This window comes from Flavobacterium sp. ZB4P23 (genome assembly GCF_003970375.1).
Classification (GTDB): Bacteria; Bacteroidota; Bacteroidia; order Flavobacteriales; family Flavobacteriaceae; genus Flavobacterium.
The window spans coordinates 1-15,223 of the sequence record NZ_RYDK01000008.1 but is presented as its reverse complement, the minus strand read 5'-3'; the positions used below and the strand labels follow the sequence as shown (position 1 = coordinate 15,223).

Below are 15,223 nucleotides of genomic sequence, written 5' to 3'. Positions count from 1 at the left end.
CATAAGGTCAATTACTTAGAGACTTTATGACTTTCGACATTAGGACTAATTTAAAGCATTCCCAATTCTAATTTAGCTTCTTCGCTCATTAAATCTTTGCTCCAAGGCGGATCAAAAGTAATTTCTACTTCAGCGTCTTTTACATGTTCGATCGATTTCACTTTTTCTTCCACTTCTCTTGGTAAGCTTTCTGCAACGGGGCAGTTGGGCGAAGTAAGGGTCATCAGGATTTTTACTTCATAATCCGTATTGACCATCACGTCATAAATTAATCCTAATTCGTAAATGTCTACAGGAATCTCCGGATCGTAAATAGTCTTTAATATTTTTACGATCGATTCTCCTAATTCAGTTGTGTCTATTTCTTGTGTCATAATTTTGTCTATTTTTTAAACACATAAGTCATATAAGTTTCTCTTTTTAAAGAAGATATAAGTATGTGTACGTTTTTATTTTAGTTTTTAATATTTTTAAAACATATAAGTCATGTAAGTTTCTTTGTTCAAAGTAAAACATTCATCTAAATTTGCTTATATGACTTATATGTTTAATTTTTTTTAGTCTCCAAGCCGCCTATATAATTCATTCACCATTGTTTTTTGACCTTCGTAGAAAATATTTTTCACGTTAAAGTTAATCAACAAACCAATTGGCGCATTTAATAAATTCATGTAAGTAAGTAATTGTGCTTCATAAATTGGGTTTATTTCACTTACCGATTTTAATTCAACAACAAGAGCATTTTCAATAAATAAATCACATCGTAATTTAGATTCTAACTCATATCCTTTATATTTTAAAGGGACCAGTAATTCAGAAGAATAATTTATTTTCCGTAATTCTAATTCTTTTTTTAGGCATTGATGATAAACACATTCCAATAAACCCGGACCTATACTTTTATGAACTTCAATCGCTGCTCCATTAACCTGATACACTAAATCTTTGAGATAACTCCTCGTTATGTTTACAGCCATCAGCTTACGTTGGTAAAGTTAGTGTATGTTAATTTGAATTAAAAAAATTGATATGACTTATATGTTTGAAATCAATTCTGTGCGTTGAACGCCAAAGCATACATTTTTATATTTTTTATCATAGATACCAATCCGTTGGCTCGAGTTGGCGACAAGTGTTCTTTCAAACCTATTTCGTCAATAAAATGTAGATCTGCTTCCAGAATATCAGATGCTTTTTGATTGGAAAAAGTACGAATTAATATCGCAATAATTCCTTTTGTCAAAATGGCATCACTGTCAGCAGTGAAAATAATTTTATCATCCGTTTGTTCTCCTTGCAACCACACTTTGGACTGGCAGCCTTTGATAATGTTGTTCTCTGTCTTGAATTCTTCTTTGATTAAAGGAAGCTTTCTTCCTAATTCGATGATGTATTCATAACGCTCCATCCAGTCGTCAAACATGGAGAACTCCGCTACAATTTCTTCTTGTATTTCTTTAATTTTCATACTATGCTGAATTTATTTCAGTATTATTCTTTAGCTAATGAAGTTATCGTATTCACAAACTTCTTAATTTCTTTTGGTGGAAAACCGTGATCAAAACTAGTGGTTTCATAGGCTTTCTCCTTAAGGGTAATTTTCAGTTTGGCTATAGCGGCACCGTCATGAAAACGTTTTTCGCTGGGCGCTTTGAGCTTAGACAAACTATCCAATTTCACTGTTTTAAAACAATCCACTAATTCTTTCCAGTCGGCATCCGATACTTTTTTGGGTATTGGTTTGTCATTTCCATCTCTGTCTTTTGAAACTGTCAGTATCTGATTTTTCACCGTTATTTTTTGATAAAAACCTCTGGTGTTGACCGTGTATTCAATAACAGTAGTTTCCATATCTTGTGCTTTGGCACTATTGCAACCGTTGCCCATAAAAATAGTCAGGAATATAATAGATAGTATTTTCATATGAAGATAATATTTGTTTTTTATAGGAATATGGTATCGCCAGATCTTCATTGGTGTTTGATACAGCTTCTGTCATGGCGATTTCATATGAAGATAATTTTAAATTTTAGGACAGCATGACTTTTGCTTTTTTAATAGCTTCAACCATAACATCAATTTCTTCGGTGGTATTATAAAAAGCAAATGATGCTCGTATCGTACCTGGAATCTTAAAGAAATCCATGATGGGTTGCGCACAATGATGGCCTGTTCGTACGGCTATTCCTAGCTTGTCAATTATAGTGCCAATATCGTACGGATGAATGCCTTCAATATTAAAGGATATTACGGAAGTCTTTGCTGCTGCGGTGCCAAAAATTTTCAACCCTTCAATTTCCAATAACCGTTTGGTTCCATATTCCAATAATTCTAATTCCTGTTGTTGAATGTTGTCAAAACCCACTTGGTTCATATAATCAACCGCAGTTCCCAGAACAATTCCTCCGGCAATATTTGGTGTTCCGGCCTCAAATTTATGGGGCAATTCCGCATAAGTAGTTTTTTCGAAAGTTACTTCTTTGATCATTTCGCCTCCGCCTTGATATGGGGGTAATTTATTCAACCACGCTTCTTTTCCGTATAAAATTCCGACGCCTGTTGGACCACATATTTTATGTCCTGAAAAAACATAAAAATCACAATTTAATTCTTGTACATCTGGTTTCAGGTGTGGAACGGCTTGTGCGCCATCAATCAAAATTGCGGCTCCTGCCTCATGTGCTTTGTCAATCATGTATTTGATAGGATTGACAGTTCCAAGAGCATTCGAAATATGATTTACTGTTACAATCTTCGTTTTGTCCGAAAGTAATTTGTCATATTCGGACATGATCAGTTCGCCATTCAGATTCATTGGAATGACCCGCAAAATTGCTCCGGTTTTCTCACACAACATTTGCCAAGGCACAATATTGCTGTGGTGTTCCATTGCCGAAACTAAAATTTCATCACCGGGTTTCAAAATCGAAGCAAATCCATTGGCCACTAAATTAATTCCATGAGTAGTCCCCGAAGTAAAAAGCACTTCATGGGGAAATTTTGCATTGATGTGATTTTGTAATTTACCGCGTGAAATCTCATAAGCATCGGTGGCCAGTTGGCTCAGCGTATGAACACCACGATGAATATTAGCATTGATTTCCTGGTAGTATTTAGAGATCGCATCAATCACAACTTGTGGCTTTTGCGAAGTGGCTCCGTTGTCAAAATAAACCAATGCTTTCCCGTTTACTTTCTGAGAAAGAATAGGGAAGTCGGCTCTAATTTTATTTACATCTAACATTTTATCTGCTTGTTTTTATTGTTTTTATTGGTAAGATAGAACGCCAATAGTCAACAATTTTTTAGACAATCCAATTTAGTATTGGTCTTTTCTTATTTAGAATTTTTCTACATACAAAAGTAGTGAAATTGGAATTAATTTATAGCAAACACTTGTTAATAATACCTCATTTTCTCAATCCGATACTGTTCCAATAATGTGGTTCTTTTTTATTAAATTGCTTCAAATTAAGCCTCTATGAAAAAAGTATTCAAGTTCGTTGGTTTTGTCTCTTTTATCGGAATCTTTTATGTTGGTTTAATAACCTATCCAAAATTGGATTTAATTTCTGGCTTTTCAGCCAAAAGTATAGCCTCGGGACATTTTATTGATAATCGTTCGCAGAAAATGATAGAAAAAGGCGACAATGACATCGATATGATTGACTTAGCCAAAAACAAAATAGAAGCTACCGGAAAATTTGCGGTTGCTTCGGTTTATGGTTTGAAAGAACGAAAAGCGATTTATCGTGAAGGCTTGGGGGCCACTTTAATCAACGATGATTTTGATGTTTCAAAGCCGTATTTGCTTCCTAAAAGAACGAGATTGAATATTAATATGCCTTTTCCATACGGGAATAACGAGCCAAAAGACACTGTTTTTTCAGATGTTGATTACACTAAATTGAATGCGGCTGTTGCCAATGCTTTTGATGAAAAAGAGGCAATCAAAAAAAGAACCCGCTCCCTTTTAGTGATTTATAAAGATAAAATTATTGCCGAAAAATACGATAGCGGTTTTGATAAAAACAGTAAAATATTGGGTTGGTCGATGACAAAAAGTATTACCAGCGCCATGTTTGGAATTTTGGAAATACAAGGCAAATACGATATTTACAAACCTGCTCCAATTCCAGAATGGAAAAATGACGATCGAAAAAGTATTACTACCAATGATTTATTACACATGAATTCCGGTTTAGAATGGGAGGAGCAATACGATAAAATTTCTGATGCCACCAAAATGCTTTTCCAAGCCGAAGACATGACCCTTGTACAACGGAAAAAATCAATGGTATTCCGGACGAATACGCATTGGAATTATTCTTCGGGGACCACGAATTTGCTTTCGGGAATTTTACGGAAGCAGTTCAAAACGCATCAGGAATATTTAGACTTCTGGTACAGTGCCTTGATAGATAAAATAGGAATGTACTCGATGGTAATCGAAACGGATATGGCAGGAAATTATGTGGGTTCATCTTACGGTTGGGCTACCACACGTGATTGGTCTAAATTTGGGTTGTTGTATTTGCATAAAGGCAACTGGAATGGTGAACAAATTTTCAACGAAAGTTGGGCAAAATACACCGCAACTCCTACAAACACTTCCAATGGAAGATATGGTGGACACTTTTGGCTCAATGCCGGCGGACACTTCCCTGATGTTCCCAGAGATATGTATTACTGCAGCGGTTTTCAAGGTCAGATGGTAGCGATTATTCCATCACTGGATTTAGTGATTGTACGAATGGGTTTGAAGGAAAATCCTAATTTTGATTTTAATGGAATGTTGCGTGGGATTGTGGAGAGTGTGAAAAAATGATTGGATAAAAAACCCTGTTAGAGTTTTAAACTCTGACAGGGTTACTATTATAACTTCTTTTTAGTGTTGATTACAAATCGAATCCCATTTTTACACCTAATTTAGTTGCAATAATCGTAGTAATTCGTTTTTTGAGTTCCGGTATTTTAATGCTTTCAATAACTGCATTGGAGAAGGCATACATTAATAACGCTTTGGCTTCTTTTTTAGGAATTCCACGCGCTTGCATGTAGAACATTGCGGTTTCATCCAATTGTCCAATAGTACAGCCATGAGAACATTTTACATCATCAGCAAAAATTTCTAGTTGCGGTTTGGCGTTGATTGTTGCTTTATCACTCAATAGTATATTATTGCTTTTCTGAAAGGCATTGGTTTTCTGGGCTTCTCTTTCTACAAAAATCTTTCCGTTGAAAACGCCCGTCGAGCGATCAGAATAGATTCCTTTATAATCTTGATGACTTTCGCAATTAGGAGTAGAGTGCTGCACTAGAGTGTAATGATCTACGTGTTGTTTCTCCCCAATTATTGTTATTCCGTTAAGATAACTTACGATTCTTTCTCCAAAATGATAAAAGTTCAAGTTGTTTCTGGTGAGGTTTCCGCCAAAACAAAACGTATTAACGGATACACTGCTTTCTTGTTTTTGAGAAACGTAGGTATTGTCAATGAGATTGGCTTCAAGCGTATCGTTTTGAATTTTATAATAATCAACGATGGCGCGTTTTTGAGCAAAAATCTCAGTCACAGAATTCGTTAATACGGGATTTTCGGTTAAGCTTTGATGCCGTTCAATAATTTGTACATGGGAATTCTCCCCTACAATAATCAAATTTCTAGGTTGAACCATTAGTGCTGCTTCATTCCCTGTAGAGAAATACATGATTTCAATAGGCTTGTCAGCTACTTTACTTTTTGGGATATTGATATACGCTCCTTCATTGGCGAAAGCCGTATTCAATGATGTTAGACTTTCCTCTTTGCTGGCAATTTGATTAAAATAAGTATCAATAACCATTTTGTATTTTGGTTTGGTCAATGCCGATGACATTAAGCAAACATCAATCCCTTCGTGTGTGGTTGACGATAAATTAGAACTGAAAACACCGTCGATAAATACTACTTTGTAGGTGTCTATTTCGTGTAAGAAATATTTTTTTACATGGTTGAATTCAACTGCATTTTCCTGTTTTGAAAAAACGGTAAAGTCATTTTTCAGGATGGCGTTTAGCGATGTGTATTTCCAAGACTCCTCTTTTTTTGTTGGGAAACCTTTATTTTCGAAGTTTTTTATGGCAGCAGTTCTCACGTCATGAAGTTCAGAGTGTACATCAATGCGTTCTTCGAAAGCCATAAAAGACGATAGTAATTTTTCTTTTAATTCCATTTTTATTTAAGTCTTAAAGTCGAAAGTCAAATGTCTTAAAGTCGGTATAAGCATAAAATAGCTGATTCAACTATTTTAGACTTTCGACTTTCGATTTTTAAACTTTACGACTAGATTCTAGGTATTTAATAAAACCACTTAACAATTTTGATATTTCTGTTACTGATTCTAAAAGTTTTTCAAATTCTTCTTTAGTAATATAATCTAAATCAAATGCTAAATATAATTGAGAACGAACTTCTCCAGCGGAAGCTTTTGCAACATATAAAAAGTAAATAAACTCTTTGTCTGTATTTCTCTCAAAGCCTTCAGCGATATTTGATGATATAGAAATTGATGCTCGCCTAATTTGTCTAGTGAAATCAAAGTCTTTCTTGAAATTTGTATTTTCGGTAACTAAGTAAACTTTTTTGTTAAAAACTCTTGCTTTTTGCCAAGAATTAATTTCTTCGAAAGAATTAAATTTTCCCATTACTTTTTTCTTTTGACTTTATGACCTTCGACTTTAGACTATTTTAATTTTAAGCTTCTTGTTCTTGTTTAATCCAGTCGTATCCTTTTTCTTCCAGTTCGTGTGCCAGTTCTTTTCCACCAGATTTTACAATTTTTCCATTGTACAATACGTGAACAAAATCAGGAACGATATAGTCTAACAATCTTTGGTAGTGTGTGATCACTACAATTGCATTTTTGTCGCTTTTTAGTTTGTTTACCCCATTTGCAACAATACGCAAGGCATCAATATCAAGTCCAGAATCAGTTTCATCAAGAATAGCCAATTTTGGTTCTAGCATTGCCATTTGGAAAATTTCATTCCGTTTTTTTTCTCCACCAGAAAAACCTTCGTTTAAAGAACGAGATAAAAATTTACGGTCAATTTCTAATAATTCTGATTTCTCCCGAATCACTTTTAGCATTTCATTAGAAGGCATTTCTTCTAATCCTTTAGCTTTACGGGTTTCGTTGATTGCTGTTCTCATGAAGTTGGTAACTGAAACTCCTGGAATTTCCACTGGATATTGGAACGAAAGAAAAACGCCTTTGTGCGCTCTTTCTTCTGGTGCCAATTCCGAAAGGTCTTCTCCGTCTAAAGTGATTTCGCCTTCGGTTACTTCGTAGTTTTCGTTTCCTGCAATGATGGAGGCTAACGTGCTTTTTCCGGCACCGTTTGGTCCCATTATCGCGTGAATTTCTCCCGCTTTTACTTCAAGGTTGATTCCTTTTAATATTTCTTTGTCACCTATTGAGGCGTGTAAATTTTTTATACTTAACATTTGTTTCTTTGTTTATTCGTAATGACCTTTTAGTGATAAAATGTCTAATATTTCAATTGTATTTTTTCGGTAACTTTATATATAATGCGATGTTCTTGATTTATTCTTCTTGACCATTTTCCAGAAAGCTGGTATTTCAATTGTTCCGGCTTTCCAATTCCTTCAAAAGGATGTAGTTGAATGTCTTCTATTAAATCTGTAATTTTATTTAAAATATTTTTATTTCCAGATTTAATCCAAAAATCTAAATCTTTTCTAGCTTTAGTCGTAAATACTATTTGCATAAAGCACGTATTTCTTCCATCGTCATTTTTATCCCTTTCCCGTTTTTAATACTTTGTTCTGCTTCCAAAATTTCTTTTACAAACTCAGGGTTATATGGATTTTCTTCTTTTACAATTTCAAATCCAAGTGATTTCGCCAACGATTTTAACAATGGAAAATCTTTTTTCTTTACATTTTTTAAAATTATATCCATAATATTTAGATTTAAAAAATTACCCTACAGAACCTTCTAACGAAATTTCTAATAATTTTTGTGCTTCTACGGCGAATTCCATTGGTAACTTATTCAATACATCTTTACTGAAACCGTTTACGATTAAAGCAATAGCTTTTTCGGTTGGAATTCCACGTTGGTTGCAATAGAAAACTTGGTCTTCGCCAATTTTACTTGTCGTAGCCTCATGTTCGATTTTTGCCGATGGATTTTTGCTTTCGATATAAGGAAACGTATGCGCGCCACAATTGTTTCCCATTAATAAGGAATCACATTGTGAAAAGTTTCTAGCGTTCTCTGCGTTTGCTGAAATGCGCACCAAACCTCTGTAACTATTTTGTGATCTTCCGGCAGAAATCCCTTTAGATATAATAGTAGATTTAGTGTTTTTACCTAGATGCACCATCTTAGTTCCTGTATCGGCTTGTTGGAAATTATTGGTCACCGCAATCGAATAAAATTCGCCGGTTGAATTGTCTCCTTTTAAAATAACCGAAGGATATTTCCATGTTATTGCAGAGCCGGTCTCCACTTGTGTCCAGGAAATTTTTGCGTTTTTCTCGCAAATTCCTCTTTTGGTTACAAAGTTGAAAACGCCGCCTTTTCCTTCTTTGTTTCCCGGATACCAGTTTTGTACGGTTGAATATTTTATTTCGGCATCGTCCAAAGCGATTAATTCTACTACTGCAGCGTGCAATTGATTTTCATCACGACTTGGAGCGGTGCAACCTTCTAAGTAAGACACATAGCTACCTTCGTCAGCAATTAATAATGTTCTTTCAAATTGTCCTGTTCCTGCTTGATTAATTCTAAAATAAGTAGATAGTTCCATTGGACAACGAATGCCTTTTGGAATATAACAGAAAGATCCATCCGAGAAAACTGCCGAATTCAGCGCCGCATAAAAGTTGTCTTTTTGCGGTACAACTGTCCCTAAATATTTACGAACTAATTCGGGATGTTCTTTAATAGCTTCAGAAATACTCATGAAGATAATTCCTTTTTCGCCTAATGTTTTTTTGAAAGTCGTTGCTACTGAAACGGAATCCACAACGATATCCATAGCTACATTATTCATCATCTTTTGCTCATCGACAGAGATGCCTAACTTTTTGTACATTTCTAAAAGTTCCGGATCTACATCATCCAATGTTTTATTTGGATCTACCGCTTTTGGAGCTGAATAATAGGAAATAGCCTGAAAATCAGGTTTGGTATAATGCACATTTGCCCATTCTGGCTCTGTCATTTGCTCCCAAGCACGAAAAGCCTCAAGACGCCAATCAGTCATCCATTGAGGTTCTCCTTTTTTGTGCGAAATAGCGCGAACGATATCTTCATTTAAACCTATAGGAAACGTTTCTGATTCTAATTCAGTGTAAAATCCGTATTCGTATTCTTTATTTTCGAGTTCGATTTTTAAGTCGTCTTCTGTATATTTGCTCATTCTGATTTAAAGATTTAAAGATTTAAAGATTCAATTATTGAATATTAAACTTTATTATTTGTGTCTAAATATTTAATAAAATTAGAAAGGTTTTGAGAAATCTCAATAGTTAAATTATAACTTTTTTGAATTTCTTCGTGATTGCAAAAACCTAACTATCTGGATAATACCAACATATTTCTAACCTCAGCACAACTGCCTTTGGAGATTTTTAAATATCTTGTAAATTGTCTATTACTGTTGTATTCTGAACCTTCGGCAATATTATTTGTAATTGAAACTACTGCTCTTTTTATTTGGTCCTTAAAACCAAATTCTTTTTCCAAGGATTTATTATTTAATAATTCAAAAACTAATTTAGTTAAGACAATACCTTTTTTATGGACATCAAATTCTTCAAATGATTTTGTCATACTATCATTAATCTTTTAATTTTTAAATTTTTCAATCTTTAAATTAAAGAGAGAAACTCTCACCGCAACCACATGTTCTATTGGCATTAGGATTATTAAAAACAAATCCTTTGCCATTTATTCCTCCTGAAAATTCTAATACTGTTCCGGCTAGGTACAGAAAGGATTTTTTTTCGACAGCAATAGTGATATCGTTGTCAATAAAAATCTTATCGTCGTCGCTTTTTGTTTTATCAAATTTTAAATCATAAGACAATCCAGAACATCCGCCGCTTTTCACACCTACTCTCACGTAGTCTATGGAGGCGTCAAAACCATCATCTTGCATTAAATCGATGATTTTTTTTCTTGCTGTGTCAGAAACTTTTATCATAGCTTATATTGATTTTGTCTAAATTAAAGACAAAGATAGTATATAAAAAGCTTTTTACATAGTTGATAACATTTTTATAACCAATACAAAAATAGAAAAAAGCTATTTTAAACAACTAAAAGCATTTGAATTCCTTAACTTTGAAACTTCTCAAAAAACACAAAAACATGAAATTATACCCCATAGAAACTGGAAACTTTAAATTAGATGGTGGTGCAATGTTTGGCGTAGTGCCAAAAACCATTTGGAACAAAACCAATCCCGCAGATGAGAATAACCTGATTGACATTGCCGCTCGTTGTTTACTAATAGAAGAGGGCAATCGATTGATTTTGATTGATACCGGAATGGGAAACAAACAATCCGATAAATTTTTTGGATATTACTCGCTTTGGGGTACCCATTCGATGGACAACTCATTAGCCAAACACGGTTTTCATCGGGATGATGTCACGGATGTTTTTATGACGCATTTGCATTTTGACCATTGTGGGGGCAGTGTACAATGGAATAAGGGCAAAACGGGGTATGAACCGGCTTTTAAAAACGCTAAATTCTGGAGTAACGAAAATCACTGGGAATGGGCAACCAAACCAAATCCCAGAGAGAAAGCATCGTTCTTGTCTGAAAACATTTTGCCGATACAGGAAAGCGGTCAGTTGCATTTCATCCAAAGACCGGAAGGCGATTTTCTGGCAAAATCGGAATTGGGTTTTGGCATCTTCTTTGCTGATGGACATACGGAAAAGCAAATGATTCCGCACATACAATACAATGACAAAACAATCGTTTTTTGCGCTGATTTATTGGCAACAGCCGGACACGTTCCCATTGCGTATGTCATGGGTTATGACACCAGACCTTTGTTAACGATGCCTGAAAAAGCGAAATTTCTAAATGCTGCAGCAGAAAATAATTACTATTTATTTTTAGAACATGATGCGCATAACGAAATCATAACGGTTGAAAAAACGGAAAAAGGGGTGCGTTTGAAAGAACGGTTTTCATGTGATGAAGTCTTAACGTAGTGTTAAGTATAGTTTCAGTTGTAACAAAAAAAATTATTTTAGACAAATATTTTAAAATTAACAAAAAACATTTTCGATGAATACCATTAAACCCATTTGCATTTCTGCTTTTGCTTTATTAGCATTAGCAGGTTGTGGCGCTTCAAGACAAGTTTCAAATACTTCAATTTCTGGACTGGTTGCCATAAGCGCTCCTTTGAATATTACAAAAAAAGCACCAATAACTGAAAATGACTTGAAACGTTGGAGCCATTTAGATATTGTTACTGACACGATTCCCGGAATGAGCGTAGATAAAGCGTATGCTGAATTATTGAAGGGTAAAAAAGGCGTGCCTGTTATTGTTGGGATTGTAGATTCGGGAGTGGATATTGAACATGAGGATTTAAAATCGGCACTTTGGACTAATACCAAAGAAATTCCCGGAAACGGAATTGACGATGACAAAAATGGATATATTGATGATATTCACGGTTGGAATTTTCTTGGAGATAGTACCAAAGAGAATCTGGAATACGAAAGAATTATCAAAGATAAAACCCTGGTAGATGACGTTACCTATCAAGCTGCAAAAGCGTTGAATGACAAAAAAGTGGCTGATGCTGCGGCAGGAAAAACACGTTCCGAGCAAATGTTAGCAGCTCTTATGACCAGCGATGCTACTTTAGTAAAACATTTTGGTAAGTCAGTTTATACCATTGAAGAGGTAAATGCGATTGTTTCGCAAGAACTGGAAATACAAAAGAGCAAAGCGGCTATGCAACAAATGCTCTCTTATGGATTGCCAATTGCGGAACTAAAAGTGGCTATTCAAAAACAATTAGACGATCAGGTTGCCCTTATAAACGGTGACAATCTAAAAACAGATTATCGTAAAGTAGTAGGCGACAATCCAAATGATATTACGGATACTAAATACGGGAATAATAATGTGATGGGACCAGACAAGAACGAAATTCTTCATGGAACTCACGTTGCCGGAATTGTTGCTCAAACCAGAAATAATACTTTGGGAGGTGATGGTGTGGCTAATAATGTTCAAATTCTGACCGTTCGCGCTGTGCCGGATGGAGATGAGTATGATAAAGATATTGCACTTGGAATTCGTTACGCAGTAGATAATGGAGCCAAAGTAATCAACGGAAGTTTTGGAAAAGGCTTTTCTCCTCACAAGCAATGGGTGTACGATGCTATAAAATATGCAGAGAAAAAAGACGTCTTGATTGTACATGCAGCCGGAAATGACGCAAAAGACATCGATTATGCAGACAATTTTCCAAATGACTCTGAGGATAAAATAACAGAGTTTGCAGATAATTTTATCACAATTGGGGCTTTAAATTTTGAATATGGAAACAAAGTGGTGGCTCGTTTTTCTAACATTGGAAAAATTAATGTAGATGTTTTTGCGCCTGGCGTAAAAATCTATGCTACAACTCCAAACGATACTTATAAATACTTGCAAGGAACTTCAATGGCTGCGCCAAACGTTGCCGGAGTAGCGGCTTTGATCCGTTCGTATTACCCAAAATTATCCGCGCAACAAGTAAAACACATCTTGATGGATTCCGGAATTGCAATTACAACAGCTGTTATTGTGGGAGGAAAACCAAATGACACGCGTCCCTTTTCGGCACTTTCTAAATCTGGTAAAATAGTAAATGCATACAATGCTTTACTCATGGCAGAAAAAATGTCTAAAAAATAATATTTTAAGAATTTAGTACTTGGAAGGGCAGTTTGTCCTTCCATTTTTATTTAAACCTACCTATGAAATCGCCATGACAGAAGCTGTCGCAAACACCAATGAAGATCTGGCGATACCATATTCCTATAAAAAACAAATATTATCTACATATGAAAAAATTACTTTTATTTTCTTTTGTTGTTTTTGGTCTCGGAACTGTTTTTGCCCAAAACTCCTCGTATTGGCAACAACATGTCGATTACAAAATGGATGTTACCTTGGATGTAAAAACATACCAGTACACCGGGAAGCAGGAATTGGTATACACCAATAATTCTTCGGATACTTTGAGAAAAGTATATTATCACCTATTTAATAATGCCTTTCAGCCCGGAAGCGAAATGGATGCCAGAATCCAAAGTATCAAAGATCCTGACGGCAGAATGGTCACCAAAATAAAAGTAGACGGTAAAGAAGTGAAGGAAAGCCGCATTAAAAACCTGAAACCAAATGAAATTGGTTTTTTGCGAATTTCAAATTTTAAACAAGATGGAGCAGTTGCTACTGCAAAAGAGGTTGGAACTATTCTTGAAGTGACTTTGGCCAAGCCAATATTACCGAATACTAAAACTACATTTACATTAGATTTTGAGGGTCAGGTTCCCATTCAGATTCGTCGTTCCGGAAGAAATAATGCTGAAGGTGTAGCATTATCCATGTCGCAATGGTATCCAAAAATGGCGGAATTTGATTTTGAAGGTTGGCATGCTGATCCGTATATCGCCAGAGAATTTCACGGTGTTTGGGGAAATTTTGATGTCAAAATCACGATCGATAAAAACTACGTTCTAGGCGGTACGGGCTACTTACTAAACAAAAATGAAATTGGTTTTGGTTACCAAGATCAAGGTGTTGTGGTCAATGTGCCAAAGAAAGCAAAAACGTTGACTTGGCATTTTAATGCACCCATGGTTCATGATTTTACTTGGGCAGCAGATAAGGATTATATTCATGATGTGGCGAAAGGACCTAATGGTGTCGACATTCATTTTTTGTATAAAAACAACCCACAATTTATTCAGAACTGGAAAAATTTACAGCTCAAAACAGTACAGTTAATGGAGATTTACAACAAAACGGTTGGCGATTATCCATATAAGCAGTACTCCGTAATTCAAGGTGGCGATGGCGGAATGGAATATGCCATGTGTACGTTAATTTTAGGACAAGGCACGTTTGAAGGTTTGCTCGGTGTAACCGCACACGAAATGGCGCACTCTTGGTTCCAACATGTTTTGGCTTCCAATGAATCAAAACACGGATGGATGGACGAAGGTTTTACCTCATTTCTGGAAGATTTTGGACTGAATGAAATTGCAAATAAAAAAGTAGAAAACCCTTATACAGGAGCCTATACCGGTTATTTTTCTATGGCAAATTCGGGAAAAGAATTACCACAAGGAACGCATGCAGATCGTTTTGATGAAAACAGAGTCTACAGCATCACATCGTATAGTAAAGGGGAAATTTTCTTGACTCAATTGATATATTTGATTGGAAAAGATAATGTCATGAAAACATTGAAGAAATATTACAGCGATTTTAAATTCAAGCACCCTACGCCAAATGACATTAAAAGATCTGCAGAACGAATTTCTGGAGCAAATCTCGATTGGTACTTAGTGGATTGGACAGAAACCACCAATACTATTGATTATGGTATTAAGGATATAAAAGAAAATGGAGACAAAACAACCGTTACTTTAGAAAGAATTGGTAGAATGCCAATGCCAATTGATTTATTAGTGGAGTACACAGATGGAACAACGGAAAGTTTCTACATTCCGTTGCGCATGATGAGTTTCGAAAAAGAAAATCCAAATCCCGCCATAAAAAGAACGGTTTTGAATGATTGGGCGTGGGCGTACCCAACCTTTGAATTTGATATTTCTAAATCGAAAACTTCCATCAAAAAAATTACCATTGACCCAAGCGGATTAATGGCTGATTTGAAAAAGGAAAACAATACGTACGAAATAAAGTAACTACTATTGAAACGTTATAAAAAAAGTCTAATTTTCACAACTAGACTTTTTTTTTGGTTTATATTGTTAAATGATTTACTTCAAATGCTCCAACATATCGACAGTCATCGTTTCTAAATTAAATTCATGTTTCCATACTTGAAGTTTTTTGTTTTTTCGTTACTAAAAATATCCCTAAAAGTGGGTATTGTAGCTTGTAAATTATACCCTATTTTTATGAAATATAAACGAACCAATTATTT

General features: G+C 35.1%; 17 protein-coding genes. 4 read left to right on the top strand and 13 right to left on the bottom strand.

Translation table 11 applies throughout. The features are described from left to right. Positions 1-50: 50 nt before the first annotated feature. From EKL99_RS12820 to EKL99_RS12800, 5 genes are all read right to left on the bottom strand, one after another. The gene (locus tag EKL99_RS12820; protein ID WP_126455787.1) at positions 51-374 is read right to left on the bottom strand and encodes an SUF system Fe-S cluster assembly protein; all 324 of its coding nucleotides are present in this window, start codon (positions 372-374) and stop codon (positions 51-53) included. Between the two features lie 183 nt (positions 375-557). Further along, positions 558-977, bottom strand: coding sequence for a GxxExxY protein (locus tag EKL99_RS12815; protein ID WP_126567857.1), 420 nt, complete (start codon positions 975-977; stop codon positions 558-560). 71 nt (positions 978-1,048) lie between these two features. Continuing rightward, entirely contained in the window at positions 1,049-1,468 is a 420-nt protein-coding gene (locus EKL99_RS12810) for a SufE family protein (protein ID WP_126457833.1), read from the bottom strand. 23 nt (positions 1,469-1,491) lie between these two features. After that, positions 1,492-1,923 carry a hypothetical protein gene (locus tag EKL99_RS12805; protein WP_126577083.1) on the bottom strand — a complete coding sequence of 144 codons (432 nt, stop codon included), beginning with the start codon at positions 1,921-1,923 and terminating at the stop codon, positions 1,492-1,494. 106 nt (positions 1,924-2,029) lie between these two features. Beyond that, positions 2,030-3,244 (bottom strand): aminotransferase class V-fold PLP-dependent enzyme, encoded by a 1,215-nt coding sequence (locus EKL99_RS12800; protein ID WP_126577082.1) that lies wholly within the window; start codon positions 3,242-3,244, stop codon positions 2,030-2,032. A gap of 237 nt (positions 3,245-3,481) precedes the next feature. Here EKL99_RS12800 and EKL99_RS12795 point away from each other — a divergent pair, with 237 nt between their 5' ends. Next, positions 3,482-4,828: a serine hydrolase gene (locus EKL99_RS12795; protein WP_126577081.1), complete on the top strand. Its 1,347-nt coding sequence runs from the start codon at positions 3,482-3,484 to the stop codon at positions 4,826-4,828. Positions 4,829-4,898: 70 nt separating this feature from the next. On the opposite strand, the gene sufD is transcribed toward EKL99_RS12795, so the two are convergent. The 8 genes from sufD to EKL99_RS12755 form a co-directional block, all read right to left on the bottom strand. Then, a complete protein-coding gene (gene sufD, locus EKL99_RS12790) occupies positions 4,899-6,215 on the bottom strand; it encodes a Fe-S cluster assembly protein SufD (RefSeq protein ID WP_126552917.1) in 1,317 nt (438 codons plus the stop codon). Positions 6,216-6,312: 97 nt separating this feature from the next. Beyond that, positions 6,313-6,687 carry a four helix bundle protein gene (locus tag EKL99_RS12785; RefSeq protein WP_126552919.1) on the bottom strand — a complete coding sequence of 125 codons (375 nt, stop codon included), beginning with the start codon at positions 6,685-6,687 and terminating at the stop codon, positions 6,313-6,315. Positions 6,688-6,736: 49 nt separating this feature from the next. Next, positions 6,737-7,489: a Fe-S cluster assembly ATPase SufC gene (gene sufC / locus EKL99_RS12780; RefSeq protein WP_126455797.1), complete on the bottom strand. Its 753-nt coding sequence runs from the start codon at positions 7,487-7,489 to the stop codon at positions 6,737-6,739. Between the two features lie 44 nt (positions 7,490-7,533). Next, positions 7,534-7,773, bottom strand: coding sequence for a Txe/YoeB family addiction module toxin (locus EKL99_RS12775; protein ID WP_126457846.1), 240 nt, complete (start codon positions 7,771-7,773; stop codon positions 7,534-7,536). Next, positions 7,764-7,967 (bottom strand): DUF2683 family protein, encoded by a 204-nt coding sequence (locus EKL99_RS12770; RefSeq protein ID WP_126552921.1) that lies wholly within the window; start codon positions 7,965-7,967, stop codon positions 7,764-7,766. Before EKL99_RS12770 ends, EKL99_RS12775 begins: the two co-directional genes overlap by 10 nt. Positions 7,968-7,986: 19 nt before the next feature. Continuing rightward, a complete protein-coding gene (sufB, locus tag EKL99_RS12765) occupies positions 7,987-9,435 on the bottom strand; it encodes a Fe-S cluster assembly protein SufB (RefSeq protein WP_126457852.1) in 1,449 nt (482 codons plus the stop codon). Between the two features lie 155 nt (positions 9,436-9,590). After that, positions 9,591-9,848, bottom strand: coding sequence for a four helix bundle protein (locus EKL99_RS12760; RefSeq protein WP_126552925.1), 258 nt, complete (start codon positions 9,846-9,848; stop codon positions 9,591-9,593). A gap of 43 nt (positions 9,849-9,891) precedes the next feature. Beyond that, positions 9,892-10,221 carry an iron-sulfur cluster assembly accessory protein gene (locus tag EKL99_RS12755; RefSeq protein ID WP_126455801.1) on the bottom strand — a complete coding sequence of 110 codons (330 nt, stop codon included), beginning with the start codon at positions 10,219-10,221 and terminating at the stop codon, positions 9,892-9,894. Between the two features lie 167 nt (positions 10,222-10,388). On the opposite strand from EKL99_RS12755, the gene EKL99_RS12750 reads away from it, so the two are divergent. The 3 genes from EKL99_RS12750 (at position 10,389) to EKL99_RS12740 (ending at position 14,981) form a co-directional block, all read left to right on the top strand. Continuing rightward, positions 10,389-11,249, top strand: a complete 861-nt coding sequence (locus tag EKL99_RS12750) for an MBL fold metallo-hydrolase (RefSeq protein ID WP_126577080.1) — start codon at positions 10,389-10,391, stop codon at positions 11,247-11,249. A 76-nt stretch (positions 11,250-11,325) separates the two neighbouring features. Beyond that, positions 11,326-12,957 (top strand): S8 family peptidase, encoded by a 1,632-nt coding sequence (locus EKL99_RS12745; protein ID WP_126515245.1) that lies wholly within the window; start codon positions 11,326-11,328, stop codon positions 12,955-12,957. Between the two features lie 149 nt (positions 12,958-13,106). After that, entirely contained in the window at positions 13,107-14,981 is a 1,875-nt protein-coding gene (locus tag EKL99_RS12740) for a M1 family metallopeptidase (protein ID WP_126577079.1), read from the top strand. Positions 14,982-15,223: the final 242 nt, after the last annotated feature.

Coding starts and splice junctions, on each gene's coding strand:
- EKL99_RS12820 (WP_126455787.1), bottom strand. CDS start 374: ATGACACAAGAAATAGACACAACTGAATTAGGAGAATCGATCGTAAAA.
- EKL99_RS12815 (WP_126567857.1), bottom strand. CDS start 977: ATGGCTGTAAACATAACGAGGAGTTATCTCAAAGATTTAGTGTATCAG.
- EKL99_RS12810 (WP_126457833.1), bottom strand. CDS start 1,468: ATGAAAATTAAAGAAATACAAGAAGAAATTGTAGCGGAGTTCTCCATG.
- EKL99_RS12805 (WP_126577083.1), bottom strand. CDS start 1,923: ATGAAAATACTATCTATTATATTCCTGACTATTTTTATGGGCAACGGT.
- EKL99_RS12800 (WP_126577082.1), bottom strand. CDS start 3,244: ATGTTAGATGTAAATAAAATTAGAGCCGACTTCCCTATTCTTTCTCAG.
- EKL99_RS12795 (WP_126577081.1), top strand. CDS start 3,482: ATGAAAAAAGTATTCAAGTTCGTTGGTTTTGTCTCTTTTATCGGAATC.
- sufD (WP_126552917.1), bottom strand. CDS start 6,215: ATGGAATTAAAAGAAAAATTACTATCGTCTTTTATGGCTTTCGAAGAA.
- EKL99_RS12785 (WP_126552919.1), bottom strand. CDS start 6,687: ATGGGAAAATTTAATTCTTTCGAAGAAATTAATTCTTGGCAAAAAGCA.
- sufC (WP_126455797.1), bottom strand. CDS start 7,489: ATGTTAAGTATAAAAAATTTACACGCCTCAATAGGTGACAAAGAAATA.
- EKL99_RS12775 (WP_126457846.1), bottom strand. CDS start 7,773: ATGCAAATAGTATTTACGACTAAAGCTAGAAAAGATTTAGATTTTTGG.
- EKL99_RS12770 (WP_126552921.1), bottom strand. CDS start 7,967: ATGGATATAATTTTAAAAAATGTAAAGAAAAAAGATTTTCCATTGTTA.
- sufB (WP_126457852.1), bottom strand. CDS start 9,435: ATGAGCAAATATACAGAAGACGACTTAAAAATCGAACTCGAAAATAAA.
- EKL99_RS12760 (WP_126552925.1), bottom strand. CDS start 9,848: ATGACAAAATCATTTGAAGAATTTGATGTCCATAAAAAAGGTATTGTC.
- EKL99_RS12755 (WP_126455801.1), bottom strand. CDS start 10,221: ATGATAAAAGTTTCTGACACAGCAAGAAAAAAAATCATCGATTTAATG.
- EKL99_RS12750 (WP_126577080.1), top strand. CDS start 10,389: ATGAAATTATACCCCATAGAAACTGGAAACTTTAAATTAGATGGTGGT.
- EKL99_RS12745 (WP_126515245.1), top strand. CDS start 11,326: ATGAATACCATTAAACCCATTTGCATTTCTGCTTTTGCTTTATTAGCA.
- EKL99_RS12740 (WP_126577079.1), top strand. CDS start 13,107: ATGAAAAAATTACTTTTATTTTCTTTTGTTGTTTTTGGTCTCGGAACT.